Annotated in this window: 17 protein-coding genes; 6 read left to right on the top strand and 11 right to left on the bottom strand. The window is 72.8% G+C overall.

What is annotated here, in order from left to right; translation table 11 throughout:
* Positions 1-9 precede the first annotated feature (9 nt).
* The 3 genes from ACH4FH_RS26025 to ACH4FH_RS26035 form a co-directional block, all read right to left on the bottom strand.
* Positions 10-978 carry a DUF979 domain-containing protein gene (locus tag ACH4FH_RS26025; RefSeq protein ID WP_398558313.1) on the bottom strand — a complete coding sequence of 323 codons (969 nt, stop codon included), beginning with the start codon at positions 976-978 and terminating at the stop codon, positions 10-12.
* Positions 975-1,682, bottom strand: coding sequence for a DUF969 domain-containing protein (locus ACH4FH_RS26030; RefSeq protein ID WP_398558314.1), 708 nt, complete (start codon positions 1,680-1,682; stop codon positions 975-977). The genes ACH4FH_RS26025 and ACH4FH_RS26030 overlap by 4 nt, the downstream gene beginning before the upstream one ends.
* A gap of 103 nt (positions 1,683-1,785) precedes the next feature.
* On the bottom strand, positions 1,786-2,529 hold the full coding sequence (locus ACH4FH_RS26035) for a GntR family transcriptional regulator (RefSeq protein WP_398558315.1): 744 nt from the start codon (positions 2,527-2,529) through the stop codon (positions 1,786-1,788).
* 292 nt (positions 2,530-2,821) lie between these two features.
* Between ACH4FH_RS26035 and ACH4FH_RS26040 the strand changes: the two genes are divergently transcribed.
* The 3 genes from ACH4FH_RS26040 to ACH4FH_RS26050 are packed head-to-tail and all read left to right on the top strand — an operon-like array spanning position 2,822 to position 5,204.
* Entirely contained in the window at positions 2,822-3,598 is a 777-nt protein-coding gene (locus ACH4FH_RS26040; RefSeq protein ID WP_398558316.1) for a LamB/YcsF family protein, read from the top strand.
* Positions 3,595-4,287: a 5-oxoprolinase subunit PxpB gene (pxpB, locus tag ACH4FH_RS26045; protein WP_398558317.1), complete on the top strand. Its 693-nt coding sequence runs from the start codon at positions 3,595-3,597 to the stop codon at positions 4,285-4,287. Before ACH4FH_RS26040 ends, pxpB begins: the two co-directional genes overlap by 4 nt.
* Positions 4,284-5,204, top strand: coding sequence for a biotin-dependent carboxyltransferase family protein (locus ACH4FH_RS26050; protein ID WP_398558318.1), 921 nt, complete (start codon positions 4,284-4,286; stop codon positions 5,202-5,204). The genes pxpB and ACH4FH_RS26050 overlap by 4 nt, the downstream gene beginning before the upstream one ends.
* On the opposite strand, the gene ACH4FH_RS26055 is transcribed toward ACH4FH_RS26050, so the two are convergent.
* From ACH4FH_RS26055 to ACH4FH_RS26070, 4 genes are all read right to left on the bottom strand, one after another.
* The gene (locus tag ACH4FH_RS26055; protein WP_398558319.1) at positions 5,189-8,815 is read right to left on the bottom strand and encodes a hydantoinase B/oxoprolinase family protein; all 3,627 of its coding nucleotides are present in this window, start codon (positions 8,813-8,815) and stop codon (positions 5,189-5,191) included. The genes ACH4FH_RS26050 and ACH4FH_RS26055 overlap by 16 nt on opposite strands.
* Before the next feature lie 110 nt (positions 8,816-8,925).
* Entirely contained in the window at positions 8,926-10,215 is a 1,290-nt protein-coding gene (locus tag ACH4FH_RS26060; RefSeq protein WP_398558320.1) for a glycosyltransferase, read from the bottom strand.
* On the bottom strand, positions 10,212-11,339 hold the full coding sequence (locus ACH4FH_RS26065; protein WP_398558321.1) for a glycosyltransferase family 4 protein: 1,128 nt from the start codon (positions 11,337-11,339) through the stop codon (positions 10,212-10,214). The genes ACH4FH_RS26060 and ACH4FH_RS26065 overlap by 4 nt, the downstream gene beginning before the upstream one ends.
* A 294-nt stretch (positions 11,340-11,633) precedes the next feature.
* Positions 11,634-13,058: a HEAT repeat domain-containing protein gene (locus ACH4FH_RS26070; protein ID WP_398558322.1), complete on the bottom strand. Its 1,425-nt coding sequence runs from the start codon at positions 13,056-13,058 to the stop codon at positions 11,634-11,636.
* Between the two features lie 323 nt (positions 13,059-13,381).
* Between ACH4FH_RS26070 and ACH4FH_RS26075 the strand changes: the two genes are divergently transcribed.
* Positions 13,382-14,866 (top strand): PP2C family protein-serine/threonine phosphatase, encoded by a 1,485-nt coding sequence (locus ACH4FH_RS26075; RefSeq protein WP_398558323.1) that lies wholly within the window; start codon positions 13,382-13,384, stop codon positions 14,864-14,866.
* Positions 14,867-15,033: 167 nt separating this feature from the next.
* Here ACH4FH_RS26075 and ACH4FH_RS26080 read toward each other — a convergent pair whose 3' ends face one another.
* Positions 15,034-16,566, bottom strand: coding sequence for a hypothetical protein (locus ACH4FH_RS26080; protein WP_398558324.1), 1,533 nt, complete (start codon positions 16,564-16,566; stop codon positions 15,034-15,036).
* A gap of 285 nt (positions 16,567-16,851) precedes the next feature.
* Here ACH4FH_RS26080 and ACH4FH_RS26085 point away from each other — a divergent pair, with 285 nt between their 5' ends.
* Together ACH4FH_RS26085 and ACH4FH_RS26090 are read left to right on the top strand one after the other, a co-directional pair.
* Positions 16,852-17,985: an aminoglycoside phosphotransferase family protein gene (locus ACH4FH_RS26085; RefSeq protein WP_398558325.1), complete on the top strand. Its 1,134-nt coding sequence runs from the start codon at positions 16,852-16,854 to the stop codon at positions 17,983-17,985.
* Between the two features lie 318 nt (positions 17,986-18,303).
* A complete protein-coding gene (locus tag ACH4FH_RS26090) occupies positions 18,304-20,322 on the top strand; it encodes an N-acetylmuramoyl-L-alanine amidase (RefSeq protein WP_398558326.1) in 2,019 nt (672 codons plus the stop codon).
* Positions 20,323-20,419: 97 nt separating this feature from the next.
* On the opposite strand, the gene ACH4FH_RS26095 is transcribed toward ACH4FH_RS26090, so the two are convergent.
* The 3 genes from ACH4FH_RS26095 to ACH4FH_RS26105 form a co-directional block, all read right to left on the bottom strand.
* Entirely contained in the window at positions 20,420-20,920 is a 501-nt protein-coding gene (locus ACH4FH_RS26095) for a hypothetical protein (RefSeq protein WP_398558327.1), read from the bottom strand.
* Positions 20,921-21,031: 111 nt separating this feature from the next.
* Complete coding sequence (locus ACH4FH_RS26100; RefSeq protein ID WP_398558328.1) at positions 21,032-21,427, bottom strand: ACT domain-containing protein; 396 nt, start codon at positions 21,425-21,427, stop codon at positions 21,032-21,034.
* Between the two features lie 10 nt (positions 21,428-21,437).
* Positions 21,438-22,046, bottom strand: coding sequence for a CGNR zinc finger domain-containing protein (locus ACH4FH_RS26105; protein WP_398558329.1), 609 nt, complete (start codon positions 22,044-22,046; stop codon positions 21,438-21,440).
* Positions 22,047-22,075 lie beyond the last annotated feature (29 nt).

Genomic DNA, 22,075 nt, shown 5'->3' on the forward strand with positions numbered 1-22,075 from the left:
GACCGCGCGTCAGAAGGCGAACAGCGACATGATCACGATGTTGCAGCCGAGCAGGATGCCCGCGGTCGGCAGCTGGGCCTTGATCGGACCGTACTGATCCTTCAGTTCGAGCAGGGCCGCCGGCACGATGTTGAAGTTGGCGGCCATCGGGGTCACGAGCGTGCCGCAGAATCCGGCGAGCATGCCGATGGCCAGGACGGCGGCGGCGTTGCCGTCGAAGTGCCCGATCAGCACGGGCCAGCCGACGGCGGCGGTCATCACCGGGAACGCGGCGAAGGCGTTGCCCATGACGATGGTGAACAGGAACATGCCCACGCAGTAGACGACGACGGCGATGTAGAGCGAGTCCTTGGGCAGTGCGGCGGTGGCGATCTTGCCCACCTGGTCGCCGACTCCGGAGACCTGGAAGATGGCGCCCAGCGTGGCCAGCATCTGCGGCAGCAGCATCGCCCAGCCCATGGCCTCCAGCATCGAGCGGCCGGACTGCACGGGCACGGATATCCGCTTCTCGCGCAGCATGATCATGCCGACGACCAGCGCGGCGATGGCGCCGATGCCCAGGCCGAGGATGGTCTCGCTGCCCTCCTGGAGGAGCGGTTCTCCCCCGAAGGAGACATGCTTGACGCCGATCGCGCAGACCATCGCGACGGCGGGGATGGTGAGCGCCGGGACGAACAGCTTGTTGCCGAGCCGGGCGGCACTGGCGACCCGCTGCTCGCCGGTGGTGGTGCGGGGCGTGCCGCGGCCGGTGAAGCCGAAGCCGGCCAGGCAGGCCATGAGCAGGACGGCGACGCCCAGCGGTTCTGCGGGCGCCTGCTTGGTGGCGACCCAGCTGCTGTAGATGAAGCCGGCGCCGATCAGGCCCCAGAAGGCTCCGGTGCCGATGCGCTTGGGGTTGCTGCGGTCGGTGATCATCTGGGAGGCCATCACCAGGAAGCTGAGGCCGACCAGCCAGTAGAACCACTCTGCCTTGATCACTTGGTGGCCTCCACGGCAGCGGTTCCGACATCGGCGGTCAGCAGTTCGCGCTCCAGGGCGCGGTCCAGGCGCAGCAGTCGCCAGCCGTGGACGGCGAGGGCGCACAGCGCCGTGGGGATCGCCCAGAGCGCGAGGTGCAGCGGTTCGAGATGTGTGCCGTAGGTGGTGTTGACGAAGCCGGTGATCAGCAGGATCGAGCCGACCGCGAGGAAGACGTCCTCGCCGAAGAACAGGCCGATGTTGTCCGCGCTGGCGGAGAACGACCTGACCTTCTCCCGGGTCTTGTCCGGGAGGGGGCCGTACTTGCGCTCGGCGGCCCCCTCGGCCATCGGGACGGCGAGCGGGCGGACCGTCTGGGCGTGCCCGAAGACGTTGGTCAGGCCGACAGCGGCGCCGATCTGCCGCAGCCCCAGGTAGAGCGCGAGGAAGCGCCCCGTGGTGAGCTTGCCGAACCGTGCGATCAGGTTGCGCGCCTGCTCCTGGAGGCCGTAGCGCTCCAGGAGGCCGATGACCGGGAGCGTGATCGCGAAGATCGTCACCGCCCGGCTGCTCGCGAAGCCCTCGCCGAAGGCGGCGAGCACCTTGCCGGGTGTCAGGCCGCCGAGAAGACCGGTGGCGATACCGGCCACCCCCACCACCAGAAGGGGATTGCGTTTCGTGGCGAAGCCGATCACGACCACGAGCACGCCGAGAAGCACGATCATGGACCCGCCTTCCGCGTACGGGACCTCACGCGGGCCGTGAGGAGAGTGCCCAGAGGCTAGGTGATTGTTGAACGATCCGACAAGGGGTGTGCAGGAGTGAAACTCACCCCTCCGCGATGCGCTGCGCGTAGGCCCCCGACAGCTGGCTTCGCGAGTCCTCCAGATAGGAGGCCAGCAGCTCCTCGGCCTCGGTGACCTTGCCCGCCTGCAGCGACTCCAGGATCTGGCGGTTGCGGGTCAGATAGGGCGCGTGGAAGCGGCGCGGATCGTCCATGACATGGAAGACCAGCCGCAGCTCCGCCAGCACACCGCGCATCAGCTCGTCCGTGCGAGGGCTGCCGGCCAGGGCCACGATCGCCTGGTGGAAGCGGATATTGGCGGTCGCGAGATCCTGCCAGGACCGGTCCGCCGAGGCGGCCTCCCCCGCCTCCACGGCGGCCGCCACCCCGTCGACCGCGCCTGCCACGTCGCCGCCCTGGAGCCCGCTTCCCAGGCGGCGCACCGCCGCGCACTCCACCAGCGTGCGCACACGGTAGATGTCGTCGAGGTCCTCGACCGTCACCATCCGGACGAACACCCCGCGGTTGAGTTCGTGCACCAGGAGCCGCTCGTGGGTCAGCAGCCTGAATGCCTCCCGCAGGGTGTTGCGGGAGACACCGAGCGCCCCTCCGATGCTCTCCTCCGACAGCCGCGCGCCGGGCGGGAAATAGCCCTCGGCGATCCGGTCCCGCAGGATGTCGGCGACCCGCTCGGCGGTGCCGGCCCGCCCGAGCAGGGCGCGGTCCGCCTCCAGACCCGAGACCTCGGCAAGCCTTCGCCGATCGTTCCTCGTCACTCCGCCGGCCATGCCGCTCCCCGCTCTCGCCCGCCCCGGACCATCCGTACGAGGCACCTCCGACCGCCATTTTCGTCGGAAGTCAACCCCAGATACAGGAAGGAGACAACACACCCTTGTCGGATCGTTCAACGATCCTTTACGTTGGAGCGCAACGCCGGTCGGCTCGAGTGCCTCGGGGTAGAGCCACTACGGATACGGGCCGGCCGGCTCCGAAGCTCCCGCCCGCCCCCGCCCGCAATCGGACCGCCGCCCTGCGCGCAGCGCCCACCCTCGGCACCGAGCACCCTTGGAACGGACACACATGAGCGACGCGGTGGCCCCCTTCGTCATCGATCTGAACGCCGACCTCGGGGAAGGCTTCGGCCGCTGGCAGCTCACCGACGACGACGCCCTGTTGTCCGTGGTCACCAGCGCCAACGTCGCCTGTGGCTTCCACGCCGGCGACCCGAGCACCATGCGGCGCGTGTGCGAACTGGCCGCCGAGCGCGGTGTCGTCATCGGCGCCCAGGTGTCCTACCGCGACCTGGCCGGCTTCGGCCGCCGCGCGATGGACGTACCGCCCGACGAGCTGGCCGACGAAATCGCTTACCAGATAGGCGCGTTGGAGGTCTTCGCGCGCGCCGCCGGAGCCCGCGTCGGTTACGTCAAGCCGCACGGCGCGCTCTACAACCGCTGTGTCCACGACGAGGAGCAGGCCGCCGCCGTCATCCAGGGCGTGTCCACCGCGGGAGGCGCCCTGCCGGTCCTCGGGCTGACCGGCTCGCGACTGCACGAGGCCGCCCGGCGGGCCGGACTGCCCGTCGTCGGCGAGGCCTTCGCCGACCGCGCCTATACCGCCGAGGGCACCCTCGTACCGCGCCGCGAGACGGGCGCGGTGATCCACGACCCGGACGAGGTCGTCAAGCGCGCCCTGGGCATGGCCCGCGACCGCGCCGTCACCTCGCTGGACGGCCGGCAGGTCGAGATCGACGCCCGCTCCCTCTGCCTGCACGGCGACACCCCGGGCGCCGCGGCGCTCGCCCGCCGTGTGCGGTCAGAACTGGCCGCGGCCGGCGCGCTCGTGCGGAGCTTCCTGTGAGGCCGCTGCCCGTCGGGGAGCACGGGCTCCTCATCGAACTGGACACCGCCGAGGAGGTCGAGGCGCTGCACGCCGAACTGCTGCGCCGGGCCGCCGCCGGAACCCTCCCGCCGGTGCGCGAAATCGTGCCGGCCGCCCGCACGGTCCTGCTGGACGGACTCGACGACCCCCGTGGCCTCACCGCCGAACTCGCGGCCTGGAACATCCCCGCACTCACCGCGGGCGACCGCCCCACGGTGGAGATCCCGATCCGCTACGACGGTCCCGACCTCGCCGAGGTCGCCGCGCTGTGGGGCGTCACCGAGGACGAGGTGGTGCGACTGCACTCCACGACCGCCTTCCGCGTCGCCTTCTGCGGCTTCGCGCCCGGCTTCGGCTATCTGACCGGCCTGCCGGAACCGCTCCACGTACCGCGCCGGGCCACCCCCCGGACGAAGGTCCCGGTCGGCTCGGTCGCGCTGGCCGGCCCGTACACCGGCGTCTACCCCCGCTCCTCCCCCGGCGGCTGGCAGCTGATCGGCACCACCGACGCCGTTCTGTGGGACCCCCGCCGGGAACCCGCGGCGCTGTTCGCGCCCGGCACCCAGGTCCGGTTCGTACCGCAGGATGTCCCCACCCGCTCCGTCCCCGCCGCGCGCGACGCGTCGTCCCAGGACGGCAGCCCACGCGCCGAGGAGAGCGCCCGATGACCGACCGCGCCTTCTCGGTGGCCAGGGCCGGCGCCCTCACCACCGTCCAGGACCTCGGCAGGCCCGGCAACGCGCACCTCGGGGTGCCGCGCGCCGGCGCCCTCGACGAGCCCGCGCACCGGCTCGCCAACCGGCTGGTGGGCAACCCTGAGTCGGCCGCCACCCTGGAGACGACGCTCACCGGATGCGCCGTCCGCCTCCGTACCGCCACCACCGTCGCCGTCACCGGCGCCCCCTGCCCGGTGACGATCGACGGCCGGCCCGCCCCCTGGGGTGCGCCGGTGCGGGTACCGGCGGGCGCGGTGCTGGACGCGGGCCCGGCCACTCACGGCCTTCGCTCCTATCTCGCCTTCGCCGGCGGCATCACCACCGAACCCGTGCTCGGCAGCCGCGCCGCCGATCTCCTCTCCGGTCTGGGCACCGAGCCGCTCACCGACGGCGCGGTGCTGCCCCTCGGTCCCTCCTGCGGCCCGCCGGCCGCAGCCGACGCCGTCCCGCACCCCGGTCCCGTGCGGGAGCTGCTGTTGCCGTTCGTCCCGGGCCCGCGCGACGCCTGGTTCACCGACCGGGGGACGCACACCCTCACCACCGGCCGCTTCCGGGTCTCCCCCGCCAGCAACCGCATCGGCCTGCGCACCGAAGGCCCGCCGCTGGAGCGCGCCCGGACCGGTGAACTCCCCAGCGAGGGGATGCCGTTGGGCGCCCTCCAGATCCCGCCCGACGGCCTGCCCGTGCTCTTCCTCCACGACCACCCCACCACCGGCGGCTACCCGGTCATCGGTGTCGTTCCGGAGCGCTATCTGGCACCGGCCGCCCAGGCCGTACCGGGGACGCCGGTACGGTTCGTGCCGCGCCGGCCGGTCTGCGCGACACACGGCTCCGCCCGGCGTGCGCGCCCGGCTCAGCCCGCCCCGTAGCCACCGCCCCCCGGCGTCCGCAGCACCAGTACGTCGTCCACGCCGACCTCCGCCGTGTCACAGCCGTGCAGCCGCTCCCGGGAACCGTCCGCACGCTCGATGGAGTTGTCGCCGAGGGCGCCCGGGTCGCCGCCCGCCATGCCGTACGGCGGCACCCGGCGGTGGTTGGTGAGCAGCGCGATGGTCATCGGTTCGAGGAAGCGCAGCCGGCGTTCGACGCCGCAGCCGCCGCGCCGGCGGCCGGTGCCGCCGCTGCCCGCGCGGATGGCGAAGCTGTCGACTCGGACCGGGTAGCGCCATTCGAGCACTTCGGGGTCGGTCAGCCGGGAGTTGGTCATATGGGTCTGCACGGCGTCCGCGCCGTCGAAGCCGTCGCCGGCTCCCGAGCCGGAGGCCACCGTCTCGTAGTACTGCACCCGGTCGTTGCCGAAGGTGACGTTGTTCATCGTGCCGGAGCCCTCCGCCTGGACGCCCAGCGCGGCGTACAGCGCGCCGGTGACCGCCTGGGAGGTCTCCACGTTTCCCGCGACGGTCGCTGCGGGAAAGACCGGGGCCAGCATCGAGCCCTCCGGGATACGGACCGTCAGGGGCTTGAGGCAGCCGCTGTTGAGGGGGATGTCCTCGGCGACCAGGGTGCGGAAGACGTAGAGGACCGCGGCCATCACCACGGAGCTGGGGGCGTTGGCGTTGCCGGGCTGCTGGGGTGAGGTGCCGGCGAAGTCCAGAACGGCGCCGCGGGCCGCGCGGTCGACGGTCAGCGCGACATCGATCTCCGCGCCGCTGTCGGTCTCGTAGCGGTAGGAGCCGTCCGACAGCTCCGCGATGATCCGCCGCACCGACTCCTCGGCGTTGTCCTGGACGTGTCCCATATAGGCACGGACGACGTCGAGCCCGAACTGCTCGGTCATCCGCCGCAGTTCCTCGATGCCCTTCTCGTTGGCGGCGATCTGTGCGCGCAGATCGGCGATGTTGGCGTCCGGCGCGCGGGAGGGATAGGGGCCGGACGCGAGCAGTTCGCGGGTCTCGCGCTCACGCAGCTTCCCGTCACGCACCAGCAGCCAGTTGTCGAAGAGGATGCCCTCTTCCTGCACGGTGCGGCTGAAGGCGGGCATCGACCCCGGGGTGATGCCGCCGATCTCGGCGTGATGGCCGCGGGAGGCCACCAGGAACAGCAGCTGCGGGCCGTCCGCGGCGCCGTCGTCGGACGGCGTGTCGAAGACGGGGGTGACGACCGTGACGTCGGGCAGGTGCGTGCCGCCGTGGTACGGGTCGTTGATCGCATACACATCGCCGGGCCGCATCGCACCGGCGCGCCGTGTGAGCACCTCCTTGATGGATTCGCCCATCGAGCCCAGGTGGACGGGGATGTGCGGGGCGTTGGCGATGAGATTGCCGTCGGCGTCGAAGAGCGCGCACGAGAAGTCGAGGCGTTCCTTGATGTTGACGGAGTGCGCGGTGTGCTCCAGACGCACCCCCATCTGCTCGGCGATGGCCATGAAGAGGCTGTTGAAGACCTCCAGCATCACCGGGTCCGCCTCGGTGCCGACCGCGACCCGGCCGGGGCGCGGCTCCGCACGGGTGAGCAGCAGATGCCCCCGGTCGCCCATGGCCGCCTGCCAGCCCGGGTCGAGGACCGTCGTCGCGTCCTCCTCGGCGATGATCGCCGGGCCGGTGAGGGTGTCCCCCGGAAGTAGGTCGGCGCGCCGGAAGAGGCCGGTGTCCTGCCGTCGGCCCTGCGCGTACATCCGGACCGTCGCCACGGGCCGCAGCTCGCCCTCCCTGTCGGCCGGCCGCGCCTCGTGCCCGGCCGCGCCGCCCGCCTCCCCGAGCGCCTCGACAGACACCGCCTCGGCGATCAGCGGCTTGTCCATGGTGAAGGCGTACCGGAGGCGGTGCGCGCGGAGGAACGCGTCCGTCATCGCCTCGGCGTCGGCCAGGGGCACAGCGATGGTGGAGTCCGTTCCGGCGTAGCGGACGAGCACCCGCGCCCGGGTGGTGATGCTGCGGGACGGCACGCCGTCGTCGAGGAGTTCCTGACGGGTCTGCTCGGCGAGCGTGTCACACACCTGACGCACCCGGGCGAGAGCCTCGGCGTCGTCGAACTCCGCCTCGACCGCCTGTTCCCGCATCGCGGTGGCGTCGGCGACCCCGATGCCGTACGCGGAGAGCACCCCGGCGAGCGGGGGAACGAGAACGGTGTCGATACCCAGCGCGTCGGCGACCGCGCAGGCGTGCTGGCCGCCCGCCCCGCCGAAGCTGGTGAGGGCGTAGCGAGTGATGTCGTGGCCGCGCTGGACGGAGATCTTCTTGACGGCGTTGGCCATGTTGAGCACGGCGATGTCCAGGAAACCCGCGGCGACCTCCTCGGGGCCACGGTCGTCGCCCACCGCCCGCTCGGCCTTCCCGGCCAGCTCCGCGAAGCGGGTGCGCACCACCTCGGCGTCCAGCGGCCGGTCGCCGGCCGGGCCGAACACCGCGGGGAAATGCTCCGGTTGGATGCGGCCCAGCATCACATTGGCGTCCGTGACGGTGAGCGGGCCGCCCCGCCGGTAGCAGGCGGGACCGGGGTCGGCCCCGGCCGAGTCGGGGCCGACCCGGTAGCGGCGGCCGTCGAAGTGCAGCACCGAGCCGCCGCCGGCCGCGACGGTGTGGATGTTCATCATCGGGGCCCGCATCCGCACCCCGGCGACCTCACTGCCGAAGACCCGCTCGAACTCGCCCGCGTAGTGCGACACATCGGTGGAGGTGCCGCCCATGTCGAAGCCGATCACCCGGTCGTGGCCGGGGCCCGCCTCGGCGGCGGCCCGGACCATGCCGACGACCCCGCCCGCGGGCCCGGACAGCACCGCGTCCTTGCCTCGGAAGTGGGCGGCCTCCCGCAGCCCGCCGTTGGACTGCATGAACATCAGCCGGATACCGGGGAGTTGGTCGGCGATCTCGTCGACGTAGCGGCCCAGGATCGGGGAGAGATAGGCGTCGACGACGGTGGTGTCCCCGCGCGGCACCAGCTTCATCAGCGGACTGACCTCGTGCGAACAGCTCACCTGCGTGAACCCGGCGCTCCTGGCCAGCTCGGCGACGGCCTTCTCGTGGTCGGCGTGGCGGTAGCCGTGGAGCAGCACGACGGCCGCGCTGCGCAGCCCGTCCGCGCGGGCGCCGGCCAGCTCCCTGCGCACCTCGTCGGCGTCCAGGGGCCGTACGACCGTGCCGTGCGCGTCGACCCGTTCCGGCACCTCGATCACCCGGTCGTACAGCGCCTGCGGCAGCACGATCCGCCGGTCGAAGATCCGCGGCCGGTTCTGATAGGCGATGCGCAGGGCGTCGCGGAACCCCGCGGTGGTGAGCAGCACCGTCGGCTCACCCTTGCGCTCCAGCAGCGCGTTGGTGGCGACGGTGGTGCCCATCTTGACGACGGAGACCCGCTCGGCGGGCACCGGCTCGTCCGGGCCAAGCCCCAGCATCATCCGGATGCCGGCCACCGCGGCGTCGCGATAGCGCTCGGGGTGGTGCGAGAGCAGCTTGCCGGTGACCAGCCGCCCATCCGGCCGCCTGCCGACGACGTCCGTGAAGGTGCCACCGCGGTCGATCCAGAACTCCCAGCGTCCGGTCACCCGGCCATTGTCCCAGCGACCGCGGCTCGGGCCAGGCCCTGTCCGGGTGACGGCGGCCGACCGGGGCGGTGGGCCCGGCCGTCCGCGCCCACCACGCCCCGCCGGCCTCGTCACCACCCGCTCGGATACGGGAGCGCAGCCGGCCCGGTCTCCACGCCCCGCCGATCCACCGGAGCGTCGTGGGCCGCCAGGAAGGCATCGACGGCGGGCTGCCAGCCGTACCCCTCGGCCCGTTGGCGCGCGGCCGCACGGCGCGCGGGTTCGGGCCGCGCCATCACCCGCTGGACCGCGTCGGCGAAGGAGGAGCTGTCGTCCAGCGCGGTGTCACCGCCACCGCCGACCAGACCGGCGAGCGCCGAGGACGCACTGGCGATGACCGGGGTGCCGCACGCGAGCGCCTCCAGGGCCGCGAGCCCGAAGGTCTCGGCCGGTCCCGGGGCGAGCGCGACATCGGCGCTGGCCTGGAGCGCCGCGAGCCGGGCGCGGTCGGTGAGGTGCCCGAGGAACGCCGCGGGCAGCCGCTCGGCCCGTACCCGGGCCTCCAGCCGGTCGCGCAGCGGCCCGTCGCCGGCCACGACCAGCGCCGCCTCGACTCCGCGCCGACGCAGTTCCGCCAGCGTGTCCAGAGCGCGTCCGGGCCGCTTCTCCGGCGACAGCCGCGAACTCAGCACGAGCAGTACGGCGGCCCGGCCCGCGCAGTGCTGCCGCAGCGCCGTGCTGCGGCAGCCGGGGTGCCAGGCCGCGAGGTCGACGCCGAGTGGCGCGAGCACCACATTTCGCGCCCCGACCCGGGTGAACTCGGCCGCCGCCCACTCGGTCGTGCACACCACCCGGCTGTAGGCATGGGCCGTACGGGAGTTGAGCCGGTCCGCGGTGGAGCGGGCCAGGAAGCGCGGCACGCCCCAGGTCCCCAGCACCCCGTCGACGCTCTCGTGCGAGACCATCACCGAGGGCACCCTGGCCCGCCGGGCCCATTCGCCCGTCCAGCGCAGCGTCGTACGGTCGGACACCTCGAGCCGGTCGGGTTGCAGCGCCCGGAGCAGGCGCTGGAGGCTTCGGCGGTCGGTCAGTACGCGGTAGCCGCCGGTCCCGGGCAGTACCGGCGCCGGCACGGTGATCACCCGCCCCTGCGCGGTGTGCTCGGATCGGATCCCGAGGCCCGAGAGCCCGCGGGGCTCGCCCGCCGCCCCCGCGCCCCCGCGGCCCGTCGGCGGCGGTCCCGGCACGATGAGCACCGGCTCGTGCCCGGCGGCCCGGTAACCGGCGCCGAGTTCGCGCAGTGCGGTGCGCAGCCCGCCGGAGGCCGGCGCGATGAAGTTGGCGATCCGTACGATGCGCAGGCCGGTCGCGCCGAGCGACGGCGTCCACGGTGCCGCCGCGATGTCCCGCCGCGTGCTCACGCCGCCACCGCCGTCCGGCCGGCGAGCACCTCGTCGTAGTGGCCGAGGAGTTGATCGCCCACCACCTCCCAGGTGCGGTCCTCGACGGCCCTGCGGGCCGCGGTGCCGTACCGCACGCGCATTTCGGTGCCCTCCGCCAGCACCCGGACCGCGTCCCGGAAGGCGCCTCCGTCACCCGGCGTCACCAGCAGACCGGTACGGCCGTGGTCCACCAGATCGAGCGGGCCACCCGCACGCGGCGCGACCACGGGCACACCGGAGGCCATCGCCTCCTGCACGGTCTGACAAAAGGTCTCGTACGGGCCGGTATGGACGAAAACATCCAACGAGGCGTAAAGACGGGCGAGTTCATCGCCGGTACGCCGGCCGAGGAAGCGCGCCTCGGGCAGGGCGGCGCGCAGACCGGCCGCGCTGGGCCCGTCTCCGATGACGACGGTCCGCACATCGGGCAGCCGCGAAGTCTCGGCCAGCAGTCGCACCTCCTTCTCGGGCGCCAGCCGCCCCACGTAACCCACCAGCAGCTTCCGACCCGCGGCCAGCGAGCTGCGCAGCACCGCATCCCGCCGCCCCGGGTGGAACCGCGCGGAATCGACGCCACGCGGCCACAGCCGGACCCGCGGCACGCCACGCTCGGTCAGCTCCCGCAGTGCGGGGCCGGAGGGCGCGAGGGTGCGGTCCGCTGCGGAGTGCACCGACCGGATACGCCGCCAGGCCGTGGCCCCACCGCCCCCGAGGTAGGTACGGGCGTAACTTCCCAGGTCGGTCTGGTAGACGGCGATCGTGGGCAGCCGGCGACGGGCTGCCGCCGCCATCCCCCGCGCACCGAGGACGAAGGGGCCGGCGAGGTGCACCAGGTCGGGGCGGTGCCCGTCGAGCGCGGCAGCCAGCCGGCGCCCCGGGAGCGCGATCCGCACCTGTGGATACCCGGGCAGCGGCATCGACGGCACCCGTACGACGGGGCACGGGCCGTCGAGATCGCCACCGACCGGTCCGGAGCCGCCGAGCGGCGCGATGACGAGCGGATCGTGGCCGCGCCGGACGAGGTGGCGGGCGGTCTCCAGGGCGCAGTGGGCGACGCCGTTGACATCGGGCGGGAAGGATTCGGTGACGATGACGACTCGCATACCGCTGTTGTCGACGCACCGTGCGTGGGCAGCACCAAAGGGATCTTTCCAACCGGGGAACACCCCATGAGCGTTCCGGACCACGGCGTCCCGAGCCGTCCTTCCGCCCCCGCGCCGGGCAGCGGCTCGGCGGAGCCCGGCGGAACGGCCCCACGCCCAATCCCGTGCCTCCCACGGGCTCCCCGCTCCGGCGGCCTCCCGGGGTCCGGCCCATCGGTCGGCCGTTCAGTCCGTACGGACGCTCCGGACGGTCCGTTCAGCCGGCCCCTCCGGCCCGGCCTCGGCCGAGCCGTCTCATACCGCCGAGGCGTCCGGTCCGAATCTGGCGCGGACGGCCGTCTGGACCTCGGCCTCCTCGGCGGGATCCGCGGCGAGGCGGCGAAGCTGCTCGACGACCCGGTCGTCGCCGGTCGCGGCATGCCTGGCGGCCAGTTCGCGGGTGGTCTCCTCGCAGTCCCACAGGCATTCGACGGCGAACCCGGCCGCGAATCCCGGGTCGGCCGCGGCGAGCGCGCCCGCGGCCCGGCCGCGGAGGTGGGAGGAGGAGGTCTCGCGGTAGACGTGGCGCAGAACGGGGGCGGCACAGTCGACTCCGAGGCGGCCGGCCCCGTCGACCAGCTCCCAGAGCTGGTCCGCGTCCGGTCCTTCCTCACGCACGGTCCTGCGCAGCGCGGCCAGCACCAGCTCGCTGTCGCGCTTGGCGCCGCGGCGGGCGAGCATCGCGGCGGCGGACGCGCCCAGGCGATCCGCCCGCCGCGCCCAGAACCGGGCCCGCTCGACGGCGGCCACACTGCACATCCGCTCGAAGGCGGCGAGTGCGGCCGAGATCAGCGCGTCGCCGGAGAGCGGGTCGACGACCGCGGCCTCGATCAGATCGAGAACGTCGGGGTCGCCGCGCTCGGCGAGGTGGTGGAGTGCGGCGGCGCGGGCCGCGTCCGGTCCGCTGCCCGCGGCCCGCAGCAGTTCGGGACGGTCCTCAGGACCCGCCACGGCCGCCAGGCAGCGCGCCGCAGCAGCGTGCCGGTGCTCCGCCGGATGCAGATCGAGTCCCTGCTGGGCCCATTGCAATACCTCGGTCACGCTCCAGCCGGGACGCGGCCCACGGGGCCGCATCTGCCGCTGCCAACGGTCGAAGGAGCCCTGCTCCCCCGCGGCGGCCAGGCGAGCGGCGTAGCGCGCGTCCTCGGCCCAGAGCCGCCAGGGCCGGGGCTCGAAGGCGTCGCGGACGGCCGCGGCCAGCTCCGCCTCCCCCTCCGCGGTCTCCGGGAAGCGCGCGAGGACGGCGGGGGCCAGCGTCATCAGCCCGGCGTCGTCGTCACGCAGCGCGAGCTCGTCCAGAGCCCAGCGCCAGTTGCTGCCGACCGCGGCGTAGCTGCGCAGCAGCAGGCGGGCGGCGTCCCGGCCGTAGGAGGCGAGGTGGCCCAGTACGGCCAGGGCGAGGCCGGTGCGCTCCTCGGCGGTGTCGATGCGGTCGTCGGGGTGGAAGAGGTGCCGTTCGATCTCTTCGAGCCCGCCGTCGAGCTGCATGTAGAGGCGTGCGTAGTAGAGCGAGCGGTTCTCCACCTGCCAGTCGCGCCGGGGGTCACGCAGCACGCAGGTGTTGAGTTCCGCGAGCGCCTCGGCCCGCGGCGCCGCGAGGGCATGCAGGGTCCCGTCGCCGCGGCCTCGCTGAAGGAGGCCGAGGAGGGTGCCACTGGGCGCTATGTCTGGATCGAACATGAGGTCAGCATCCGGTGCGGGGGGCAGGCTGGCAACGGGATTTCCGCTGACCGGCATTCTTGCCGGTGACCGCGGGCCGTATGCGTCGTTCCCACCGTGGATCGGCGGGCATGACTGCTGTACGGCGGCCGCAGCCTAGCCTGGAAGCTGTCATTCCGCCGATTCGCCCCAGGGTTGCGCCAGGAAGGCCTGGGGCATATGCCAGCTGCACCACCGTATCGGGTAATGCCAAATCCCTTACGGACAGTCGCAGCCTGTGCAACAGTCGTTACCGGCCCTTCTGTCAGACCTGGCCCCGGCGCCGCCTGATCACGGAGTACGTCATGCCGTCCCCTCTCTTCGCGGACCATCCAGCCGACCGGCCTCCCGAGCGGGACACGGTCGAGGCACTCATCACGCAGGCCCGCCGCCTGCGCGGTGGCCTCGACGCCGTGCGCCGGGAGTCGTCGCCGGATGCCGATGTCGCCACGGCCGACCCGCAGCTTCGCTGGCAGCGGGCCCTGTGCGACCTCGCCGTCCACCACCTCGACGACCTCGGCGGGCATCTCGACCAGCTGAGAGAGGGCCTGCCCGCCGAGTACGGCGAGTACGAGGGCGACGTCGCGCCGCACCCCGAGCTGCCCGCCGCACCGTCTGAGCCCGAGCCCGAGCCGCACGAGCGCGGCTCGCTGCTGCGCCGGGTCGGCAGCGCCGAGTGGAACCTCCTCACCGACGAGGTGAGCTGGTCCGACGAGCTGTTCGCGATGTTCGGCAGGCAGCCGTCCGACGGTCCGCTGACCCTCGACGAGCTGCCGTCCCTGGTCCTCGCCGAGGACCAGGAGCGGCTGGCCACGATGGTCACGGACTGCCTGGTGGACGGCCGGCCGATCGACGGTGAATTCCGCATCGTGCGTCCGGATTCCGACACCCGGACGGTGCACATGGTCGGCGAGCCGGTGCTCGACGCCGACGGCAGTACCGCCTGCATGTGGGCCGTGCTGCGGGACGTCAGCGAGCTGCGCCGCAGCCAGCAGGCGGTGCGCGAGAGCGGTGACTCGCTCCAGCGTCAGCGGCAGATCGCGCAAACCGAGCACCGCATCGCGGTGGAGCTCCAGGAGGCCGTACTCCCGCCGTGGCGTGACTCCCTGCACTTCCCGCAGGGCGGCCCGGTCGCCCTCGACCTCGCCGGTCGATACCTCCCGTCCGGCACCAGCGCCCTGATCGGCGGCGACTGGTATGACGCACTGCAACTCCCCGACGGCAAAACGCTGTTGAGCGTCGGCGACCTCACCGGCCACGGCGTCGCGGCCACGTCCGGGATGGCGATGGTGCTCGGCGCGCTGCGCGGGATGGCCGTCACGGGCCAGCAGCCGGGACCGTTGCTCGGCTTCCTCAATCAACTGCTGGACACCACGGCGCAGCCCGCCCTGGGCAGCGCGCTGTGCGCCCACTTCGACCCCGCCACCCGTCGGCTGGAGTGGGCCCAGGCCGGGCACCCCGCACCGCTGCTTTTCCGCGGCGGCACGGGGCGCGCGTTGGACCCGCCCGCGGGCGTCCTTCTCGGCGCGACCACGGGCGCCACCTACGACCAGCGGATCGAGCAGCTGGAGCCGGGCGATCTGCTCGTCCTGCACACCGATGGACTCGTCCCGCGCCGTACGCCCGCCACGGGCACCGCCCACGAGGGCACCGAGCGACTCCTCGCACTCGCTCCGCGGTTCGCCGTGGCCCGCAGTGCGCAGGACAGCGTCCGCATCGTCGTCGAGGAGTTCGGCACCACCGAGCGTGAGGACGACGCGTGTGTCCTGATCGCCAGGATCGGCGACTGACACACCACACCACAGGCTCCGGCAGCACAGTGGATGACGGCGGCGCGGTCGATATCGGCAGCGCCGCGTAGCGAGGACCGGCCGGCTCTGAGCCGGCTGGGCCCGCATACGAGCTGACGTCAGCGCTGTCTCCAGCCGTGGTGCCCCGCCGAGGGGGCTCGTACCGCTCAGACCGAGAACTTCCGGCCGAGGTCCGCGCCCAGGCGCGGCGCGAGACCGGAGCCCTTGCCCTTGGGCTTGCTCTTCTCCTTCGGCAGGACATGCTGGATCTCCTCGCGCAGGTCCTGGATCTTGGCGAAGTTCGCGTACTGCCCCGTGAGCCGGAACATCTCGCGCAGCCGGTCCCAGGTGCGGTGGGAGCTGTTCTCGCCGATGGACACCAGTGCCAACCTGGCGTAGCGGTCGGCCTGTTCGGGGTCGTTGCCGATGAAGCACGCCGAGGCCAGCGAGATGTAGTCGAAGATCTGCGACCGCTGGCGGCCGTTCTCCCGCAGCCGGAGCGCCTGCTTGGCGTGGTGCTGGGCGATGCGGGCGGCCGACGGATCGTGGTCGGCGAGCGTACGGAACGCCAGGGCCTGCATGCCGTGCAGATCCGCCTCGTCGAACATCTGCATCCAGCTGGGCGGGGGCACATCGCCCTTGTCGGAGACGAACAGTTCCTCCGCCTCGCCCAGGGTGCGGCGCATCGCCTGGCCGTGGCCTTTGGACGCCTGCGCCCATGCCTCGATGGTGTGCAGCATGGCGCGGGTGCGCGGCAGGGTCTCCTCGCCGGAACCGGACTTGGCCAGCTTCATCAGATCCAGTGCGTCATCGGGGCGACCCAGGTGGACCATCTGACGGGCGGCACGGGAGAGCGCCTCGCCGGCCCGCGGCCGGTCTCCGCCCTCGCGCGCCGCGTGGGCCGCGATGATGAAGTACTTCTGGGCGGTGGGCTCCAGGCCCACGTCGTGGGACATCCAGCCGGCCAGCACCGCCAGGTTGGCCGCCACCCCCCACAGCCTGCGCTGCAGATGATCGGGGTGGCGATACGCGAGCATGCCGCCGACCTCGTTGAGCTGGCCGACCACCGCCTTGCGCTGCAGTCCGCCACCGCGGGCGGCGTCCCAGGCGCGGAACACCTCCACGGAGCGTTCCAGGGCGTCGATCTCCTGCGACCCCACGGGCGCCGCCTCGTAGCGGTCGAGGCCGATCTGGTCGAGGTCCTCCAGGGAGTCGGCTACGAACGCGTCGTGGGGTGCGTCCGAGGTCAGGGCCGGGTCGGTGTGCAGCCAGTCGTGCATGGCGCCGGTGAGTGCGGAGCCCGCGGCGAGCGCCGCGCCCGCGCCCACCAAGCCGCGTCGGTTGAGCATGAGGTCCATTCCCGTGAATTCCGTGAGGACCGCGGCGGTCCGTTCGGGTGCCCACGGCAGACCGTCCATGGCCTGCCGTTTCCCCGAGCGACCGGTTCTTGCGAACCCGAGGTCCTCGATGGTTACGACACGGCCGAGTCGCTCGGTGAAGAGGGAAGCCAGGACCTTGGGCACCGGATCGCGGGGGGTCTCCCCCATGTCGATCCAGCGCCGCACTCGCGAGGTGTCGGTCGCCAACTGCGGATGGCCCATGGCCGCCGCATGCCGGTTGACCAGTCTTGCCAGTTCTCCCTTGGACCATCCGGCCAGGCCGAAAAGGTCCGCGAGACGGGTGTTCGGCTCCCTGTCCACGTCAAGCCCCCAGGTTCCTCGACTGAGTTGACAGTAACGGCCCGTGACGTGGGCTGCGACCATTCGCCAGGGTTCGCCAGGGTGCGCCAGATGGTCTGCCACCCGCGCCCGCGTGTTCTGTAGATGTGCAGCCCCCGGCCCGGTGGCGAGACCGCATTCCCCAGGGTGCGCGCCCTTCACAGGGACCCTGGATCGGCCTCCTGCACGGGGCCCGTTCATCGGGTTCTCGCCACCGGGCCGGGAGCGCACGCAACTCGTCGGCGCACGAAGGGATCTGTCTCACCCATGTATGCAGCATCGTCCGCCGTGACCGCCCCCGTCCGGCAGTACCGCCCCCGCCCCTCCGGCAGCGGGCCGTACCTCGACCCCTCCCCTGCCGTGGGGGCGGTCACCGGTCTCGCCGGCGGCCGTGCCCGGCGGACACAGGGGACGGGGGGCCAACCGCTCAGCGGGAGACTTGACTTGTCCGGTCCCCAGGGCGCCCAGCTGCGCGCCGCCGTCGCCTCGGTGCACCGCATCTGTCCGGAGTTCAACCCGGTCCAGGTGCTGCGCCGCAGCGGCAAATCGGTCCTCCTGGTGGGGACGACGGGCCGGACGACCGCGGTCGCGAAGTGTTTACTGGACCAGTCCCCCGCGTGGTCGGAGAGCTTCCGGCAGGAAATAGCTGCTTACCGCGCGTTCGTCCGGCACCGTCCGCCGGTACGGGTGCCGCGGCTCGTGGCGGCCGATCCCGACAACTGCACACTGGTCGTGGAACGTATGCCGGGCCGGGTCGCGGCCGTGGCGCGGCACCCGTCCGAAGCGCCTCCCCGCGCGGACGTACGGGCCGCGCTCGGCGCGATCTGCCGGATCAACCTGTGGCGTCCGCCGGCCGGGCTCTTCGACGCCCCGCTGGACTACGCGGGCCGCATCGGCCGGTATCACGACCTGGGGCTGCTGACCGACCGGGATCTGGGCGACCTGCAGAAGCTGCTGCACGGCCTGTCACACACCCAGGGCCAGTTCTGCCACGGCGACGCCCTGCTGAACAACGTCCTGCTCTCCCCCGCTGGGCCGGTACTCCTGGACTGGGACAACGCGGGCTGGTATCTGCCGGGCTACGACCTGGCGACCCTGTGGTCGGTGCTGGGTGACGCCCCCGTGGCGCGCCGCCAGATCAGTCAGCTCGCCCAGGCCGCCGGACCGGCCTCGCGGGACGCGTTCCTGGTGAATCTGATGCTGGTGCTGACCCGCGAGATCCGGCGCTACGAGACCGCGATCCAGCGCACCATGCGCGAGCCCACGCCGACGGGAACACCGGGTCCGGGACAACCCGGGGTGCTCGCGGCGGGCGAGGAGCAGCGGCTGCTCCTCCGCCGGCTGCACGACGACTGCCAGATGGCGCGGCGTGCGGTGAGGGCGGCGGTCGGCACGCGCTGACCGCTGAGGGGGGAATGTGAGCGGCGCACCCGTGATGGGCGCGCCGCTCACCCATGTGCGCGGGTTCTCGCGCCTCCGGATCGCGTTCGGTCATTGGTCCATTCCACTGACGCCCCGCAGGCCCGGTGCCCGGACCGGGAATGCTCCTCGGGATATGCCCTGACATGCAAAATTCCGACCCGGCTCAATGATTGACGGATCGTCGGCAAACCGATACCCCTAAGCCCCAGAGGGGCTCTGTGCGGGTCCCGCCCCGCACGGCCGTTTGCGCACCCACCGTCACACCGCCCCGGCTCGGGCCGGCTTGAGGAGGCTGTTTTGCGAGGATCCGCCCCGAAGGACGTCAAGAGAACTCCCCGCCCCGCGCTGCGGAGGTCCGCCACCGCCGTCGCCGCCGCGGCGCTCCTGTTGCCGCTGGTCTCGGCCGCGCCGTCCGAGAGTGCCGGGCAGCCTCGTCCCGATGCCTTGGAGCGCGCCTTCACCGACGCCGCCGCGCGCTTCCATGTGCCGCGCAGTGTGCTGCTCGGCGTCTCCTACCTGGAGTCCCGGTGGGACAGCCACGGCGGCGCGCCCAGCGTCTCCGGCGGCTACGGCCCGATGCACCTGACCGACGCCCGCACCGCCCTCGCGCGAACGCCGGAGTTCGGTGACCACTCCGAGGACGCGCGCGGCGACGGCTCACGCACACGGCGAACGGTGCGGGCCGCCGGCACGCAGGCCGCAGTGGTACCCCGGGACCTGCCGGCGCGGCTGCGGACCTTGCTCGCGGCCGCGAAGCTGACCGGGCTGCCCGCCGAGAAGCTGCGCACGGACCCCGTGGCGAATGTGCTCGGTGGCGCCGCGCTGCTCGCCGCGGAGCAGCACAAGCTGGGGATGGACCGGAGTTCCGACCCGGCCGCGTGGTACGCGGCGGTCGCCCGCTACGCCGGTGAGGACAACGCCGCGGCCGGCACTGCCTTTGCCGACGACGTGTACGACGTGATGCGCCGGGGCCTGGTGCGGACCACCGACTCGGGAGCGCGCATCACGCTGGCCGCCATGCCCTCGCTGACGGTCGGCACCCAGGCGAAACGTATCGGCATGCGCACCGCCTCCTCGCAGCAGGCGTCGGAAGGCGAGTCCAAGGCCCGGCTGGAGTGCCCGGCGAGTGTCGCCTGCGAGTCCGTTCCGGCGCCGTACGAGGAGTTCGGCGACGGCGACTACGGCAACCACGACAAGGCGGACCGGCCGAAGGACCAGCGTGTCGACGCGATCGTCATCCACGACACCGAGGGGTCCTGGGAGACCACGCTGAAGTTGATCAAGGATCCGGCGTATGTGTCCTGGCACTACACGATCCGGTCCTCGGACGGCCTGATCGCCCAGCACGTCCCGACCAAGGACGTCGCCTGGCACGCGGGCAACTGGTACATCAACTCGCACTCCGTCGGCATCGAGCACGAGGGTTTCCTCGCCGCGCCCGACGCCTGGTACACCGAGGCGATGTACCGCACGTCGGCGCGCCTGGTGAAGTACCTGTCCCGCAAGTACGACGTACCGCTGGACCGCCGGCACATCCTGGGCCATGACACCGTGCCCGGCACGACGACCTCGACGATCAAGGGGATGCACACCGACCCGGGCCCGTACTGGGACTGGCAGCACTACTTCTCCCTCCTGGGCAAGCCGTTCCGGTCCACCGGCAGCGCCAAGGACGGGCTGGTGACCATCCGCCCCGACTACGACCGCAACCGGCCCGTCTACACCGGCTGCGAGAAGGCCGGCGAGCCCTGCGCCCCCCACGGTTCCGCGGCGGTCCGGCTGCACACCGGGCCGAGCGGGAACGCCCCGCTGGTCAAGGACATCGGGCTGCACCCGGACGGCGCCGACTCGACGACCGGCGTCAACGACACCGGTGCCCGTGCCACGACGGGGCAGCAGTTCGCGGTGGCGGGACGCTCCGGCGACTGGACGGCGATCTGGTATCTCGGGCAGAAGGCGTGGTTCCACAACCCGGCCGAGCGGCCGACGGCGGTGCCCGCCGAGGGGCGGGTCGCCACGCCGAAGACCGGCTCGGCGGAGATCCCGGTCTACGGCCGCGCGTACCCGGAGAAGGACGCCTATCCGGCCGGAGTGCCGGTCCAGGCCGTCTCCCCGCTGCCCTACAGGCTGGCCGCGGGGCAGGAGTACGTCATCGGTGAGCGGATGCGGGGCGAGTATTTCTACGCCCCGACGTTCGACGTCACCAAGCACGCGATCGTGCGCGGTAAGGACGTGTACTACGAGATCCAGCTCGGTCACCGGGTCGGCTACGTCCGGGCGGCGGATGTCGATGTCCGACGGGCCGGTCGGGAGTAGGCAGGGGCGCGCCCCGGTGGGGTGAAAGACCTCGCGCCCGGTGGACGGAGGACCGTCCACCGGGCGCGAGGTGTGTCCGCTCCCGTACGCGCCGGGGTCAGCTCTGCTGGAAGAGCTCCGCCGGCAGCGGCTTGAGAAGGGCGTAGAGGTCGTCGGTGATCGGCCGGTCCCAGCTGGCGATGGTGACCAGCACGCCGTCGCTGCGGTCGAACTGGGCGCAGGAGATCCGGCTCTCGGAGCACTTGATCCGCTTGACGATCAGCAGGTTGTCCTCGTGCATCACGGGGGTGTCCTCGGTCTCGACGACCACCACGGGCTCGTCGTTGCCGAGCGCCGCCAGCAGCTGCGCCACCTCGAAGGGCACCTGGTCGTCGTCCAGCTCGCGGGCCGGGGAGCCCTCCGGCAGGTTCCCGATGATCATCGCGGGGCCGCGGCCGCCGAACAGGTCGTAGCGGAGGAAGACACCCTGGCAGCTTCCGTCGGGGGCGGGCAGCAGCCCGGCTCCGAGGTTGCCCGGCCAGTCCCCGGGGTCCATGGCGAGGACGTCGAAGTCAGGCCCGGCGGGCGTGGCTGCGCTGCGGCGGCGGAGGAAGGACATGCCGCCATCGTACGTGGCCGGGCCCGGCTCGCCGCGCCGACGTCGGCACCGGCGACGGCCGGTGCGCCGCGGGCCCGGCAGGCGCCTTCGGGCGGGCGGGCGCCCTGCCGCTCACGACCGTGCGGCGAGCGAGGTGAGGTGGCGGAGCGCTTCGTGGGCCGCGTCGTGCGGTACGAAGAGGTGGTCGTGGTGGAAGCCCGCGACGACGTTGCAGCTGAGTCCCGCGGCGGCGAGTTCGGTGGCGACGGCGGCGGTCAGGCCGACGGCGTTCAGCGCGGAGTGCACCCGCAGCGTGATCCACGCCGCGACGTAGTCGTACGCCAGGCCGGCGCGGTCGGCCTCCTCCTGTCGGACGACGAGGGTGACGCCCTCGTGCTCGGCGACGGTGACGACCGGGGTCAGGCCCTCGGGGACCGTGCCGGGAACGGTCGTGAAGACGTAGCGGCCTTCGTTCAGCTCGGGCCGCATCCCGCTCAGCAGCAGCCGGAGATCGCTTTCACCCTTCACGCGCTCCACACTACGGGGCGCCGCCCTGTCCGGCCCTGCGGCGTTCATGGTGGCGGGCGACCCGGGCGCGGTTGCCGCAGGAGGGGGCGCACCATTCCTGCCGGGCGTGCTCCTTGACGAAGTAGCGGACGCAGCGCGGGGCGGGGCAGGCGCGCAGCAGATCGCGTTCGGGTCCCTGGAGGAAGGCGATGGCGGCGCGGGCGAGCGCGGCGGTGAGCCGGTCGGCGGCCGAGGGGTCCCCGGTCGGCCGAATCCGCACCGCGGGCGACCCGCCGGGCGCCCAGCTGAACTCCGGCACCGTCGCCACCCCGGCCGCGGCGGCGTTCAGGCGGCCGATCGCCTCGCCCTCGGGGAGCAGTCGCCGGTCGTCGGCGCGGCTCGGCGGCCCCGGGAGGACGGCACGTGCGAAGAGGGAGCGGACGGCGGCGCGCAGTTCCCGCACGGTGTCGAGCAGCTCCTGGTCCACGGCGCCCGGGTGCGCGCAACAGTCCAGCAGGGTGGCGCGGTCGCGCACCCACGTGGCGAGCCCGGCCGTGTCGGCCAGGTCGTCGGCAACGCCGCCGTGACCGTCGTGGCGGAGGGTGACGGCGAGATCCAGTGCGAGCCGTGTGGCGGTCATGGAGCTAATGGTAGCGTCACCGATAACCA

The organism is Streptomyces sp. NPDC017993 (assembly GCF_044328065.1).
In the GTDB taxonomy this organism is placed as follows: domain Bacteria; phylum Actinomycetota; class Actinomycetes; order Streptomycetales; family Streptomycetaceae; genus Streptomyces.

Bases quoted from the DNA above. Each gene is read 5' to 3' on its own strand.
- ACH4FH_RS26095 (WP_398558327.1), bottom strand. From the start codon at position 20,920: ATGTCCTTCCTCCGCCGCCGCAGCGCAGCCACGCCCGCCGGGCCTGAC.
- ACH4FH_RS26050 (WP_398558318.1), top strand. From the start codon at position 4,284: ATGACCGACCGCGCCTTCTCGGTGGCCAGGGCCGGCGCCCTCACCACC.
- ACH4FH_RS26040 (WP_398558316.1), top strand. From the start codon at position 2,822: ATGAGCGACGCGGTGGCCCCCTTCGTCATCGATCTGAACGCCGACCTC.
- ACH4FH_RS26030 (WP_398558314.1), bottom strand. From the start codon at position 1,682: ATGATCGTGCTTCTCGGCGTGCTCGTGGTCGTGATCGGCTTCGCCACG.
- ACH4FH_RS26035 (WP_398558315.1), bottom strand. From the start codon at position 2,529: ATGGCCGGCGGAGTGACGAGGAACGATCGGCGAAGGCTTGCCGAGGTC.
- ACH4FH_RS26085 (WP_398558325.1), top strand. From the start codon at position 16,852: ATGTATGCAGCATCGTCCGCCGTGACCGCCCCCGTCCGGCAGTACCGC.
- ACH4FH_RS26075 (WP_398558323.1), top strand. From the start codon at position 13,382: ATGCCGTCCCCTCTCTTCGCGGACCATCCAGCCGACCGGCCTCCCGAG.
- ACH4FH_RS26070 (WP_398558322.1), bottom strand. From the start codon at position 13,058: ATGTTCGATCCAGACATAGCGCCCAGTGGCACCCTCCTCGGCCTCCTT.
- ACH4FH_RS26065 (WP_398558321.1), bottom strand. From the start codon at position 11,339: ATGCGAGTCGTCATCGTCACCGAATCCTTCCCGCCCGATGTCAACGGC.
- ACH4FH_RS26105 (WP_398558329.1), bottom strand. From the start codon at position 22,046: ATGACCGCCACACGGCTCGCACTGGATCTCGCCGTCACCCTCCGCCAC.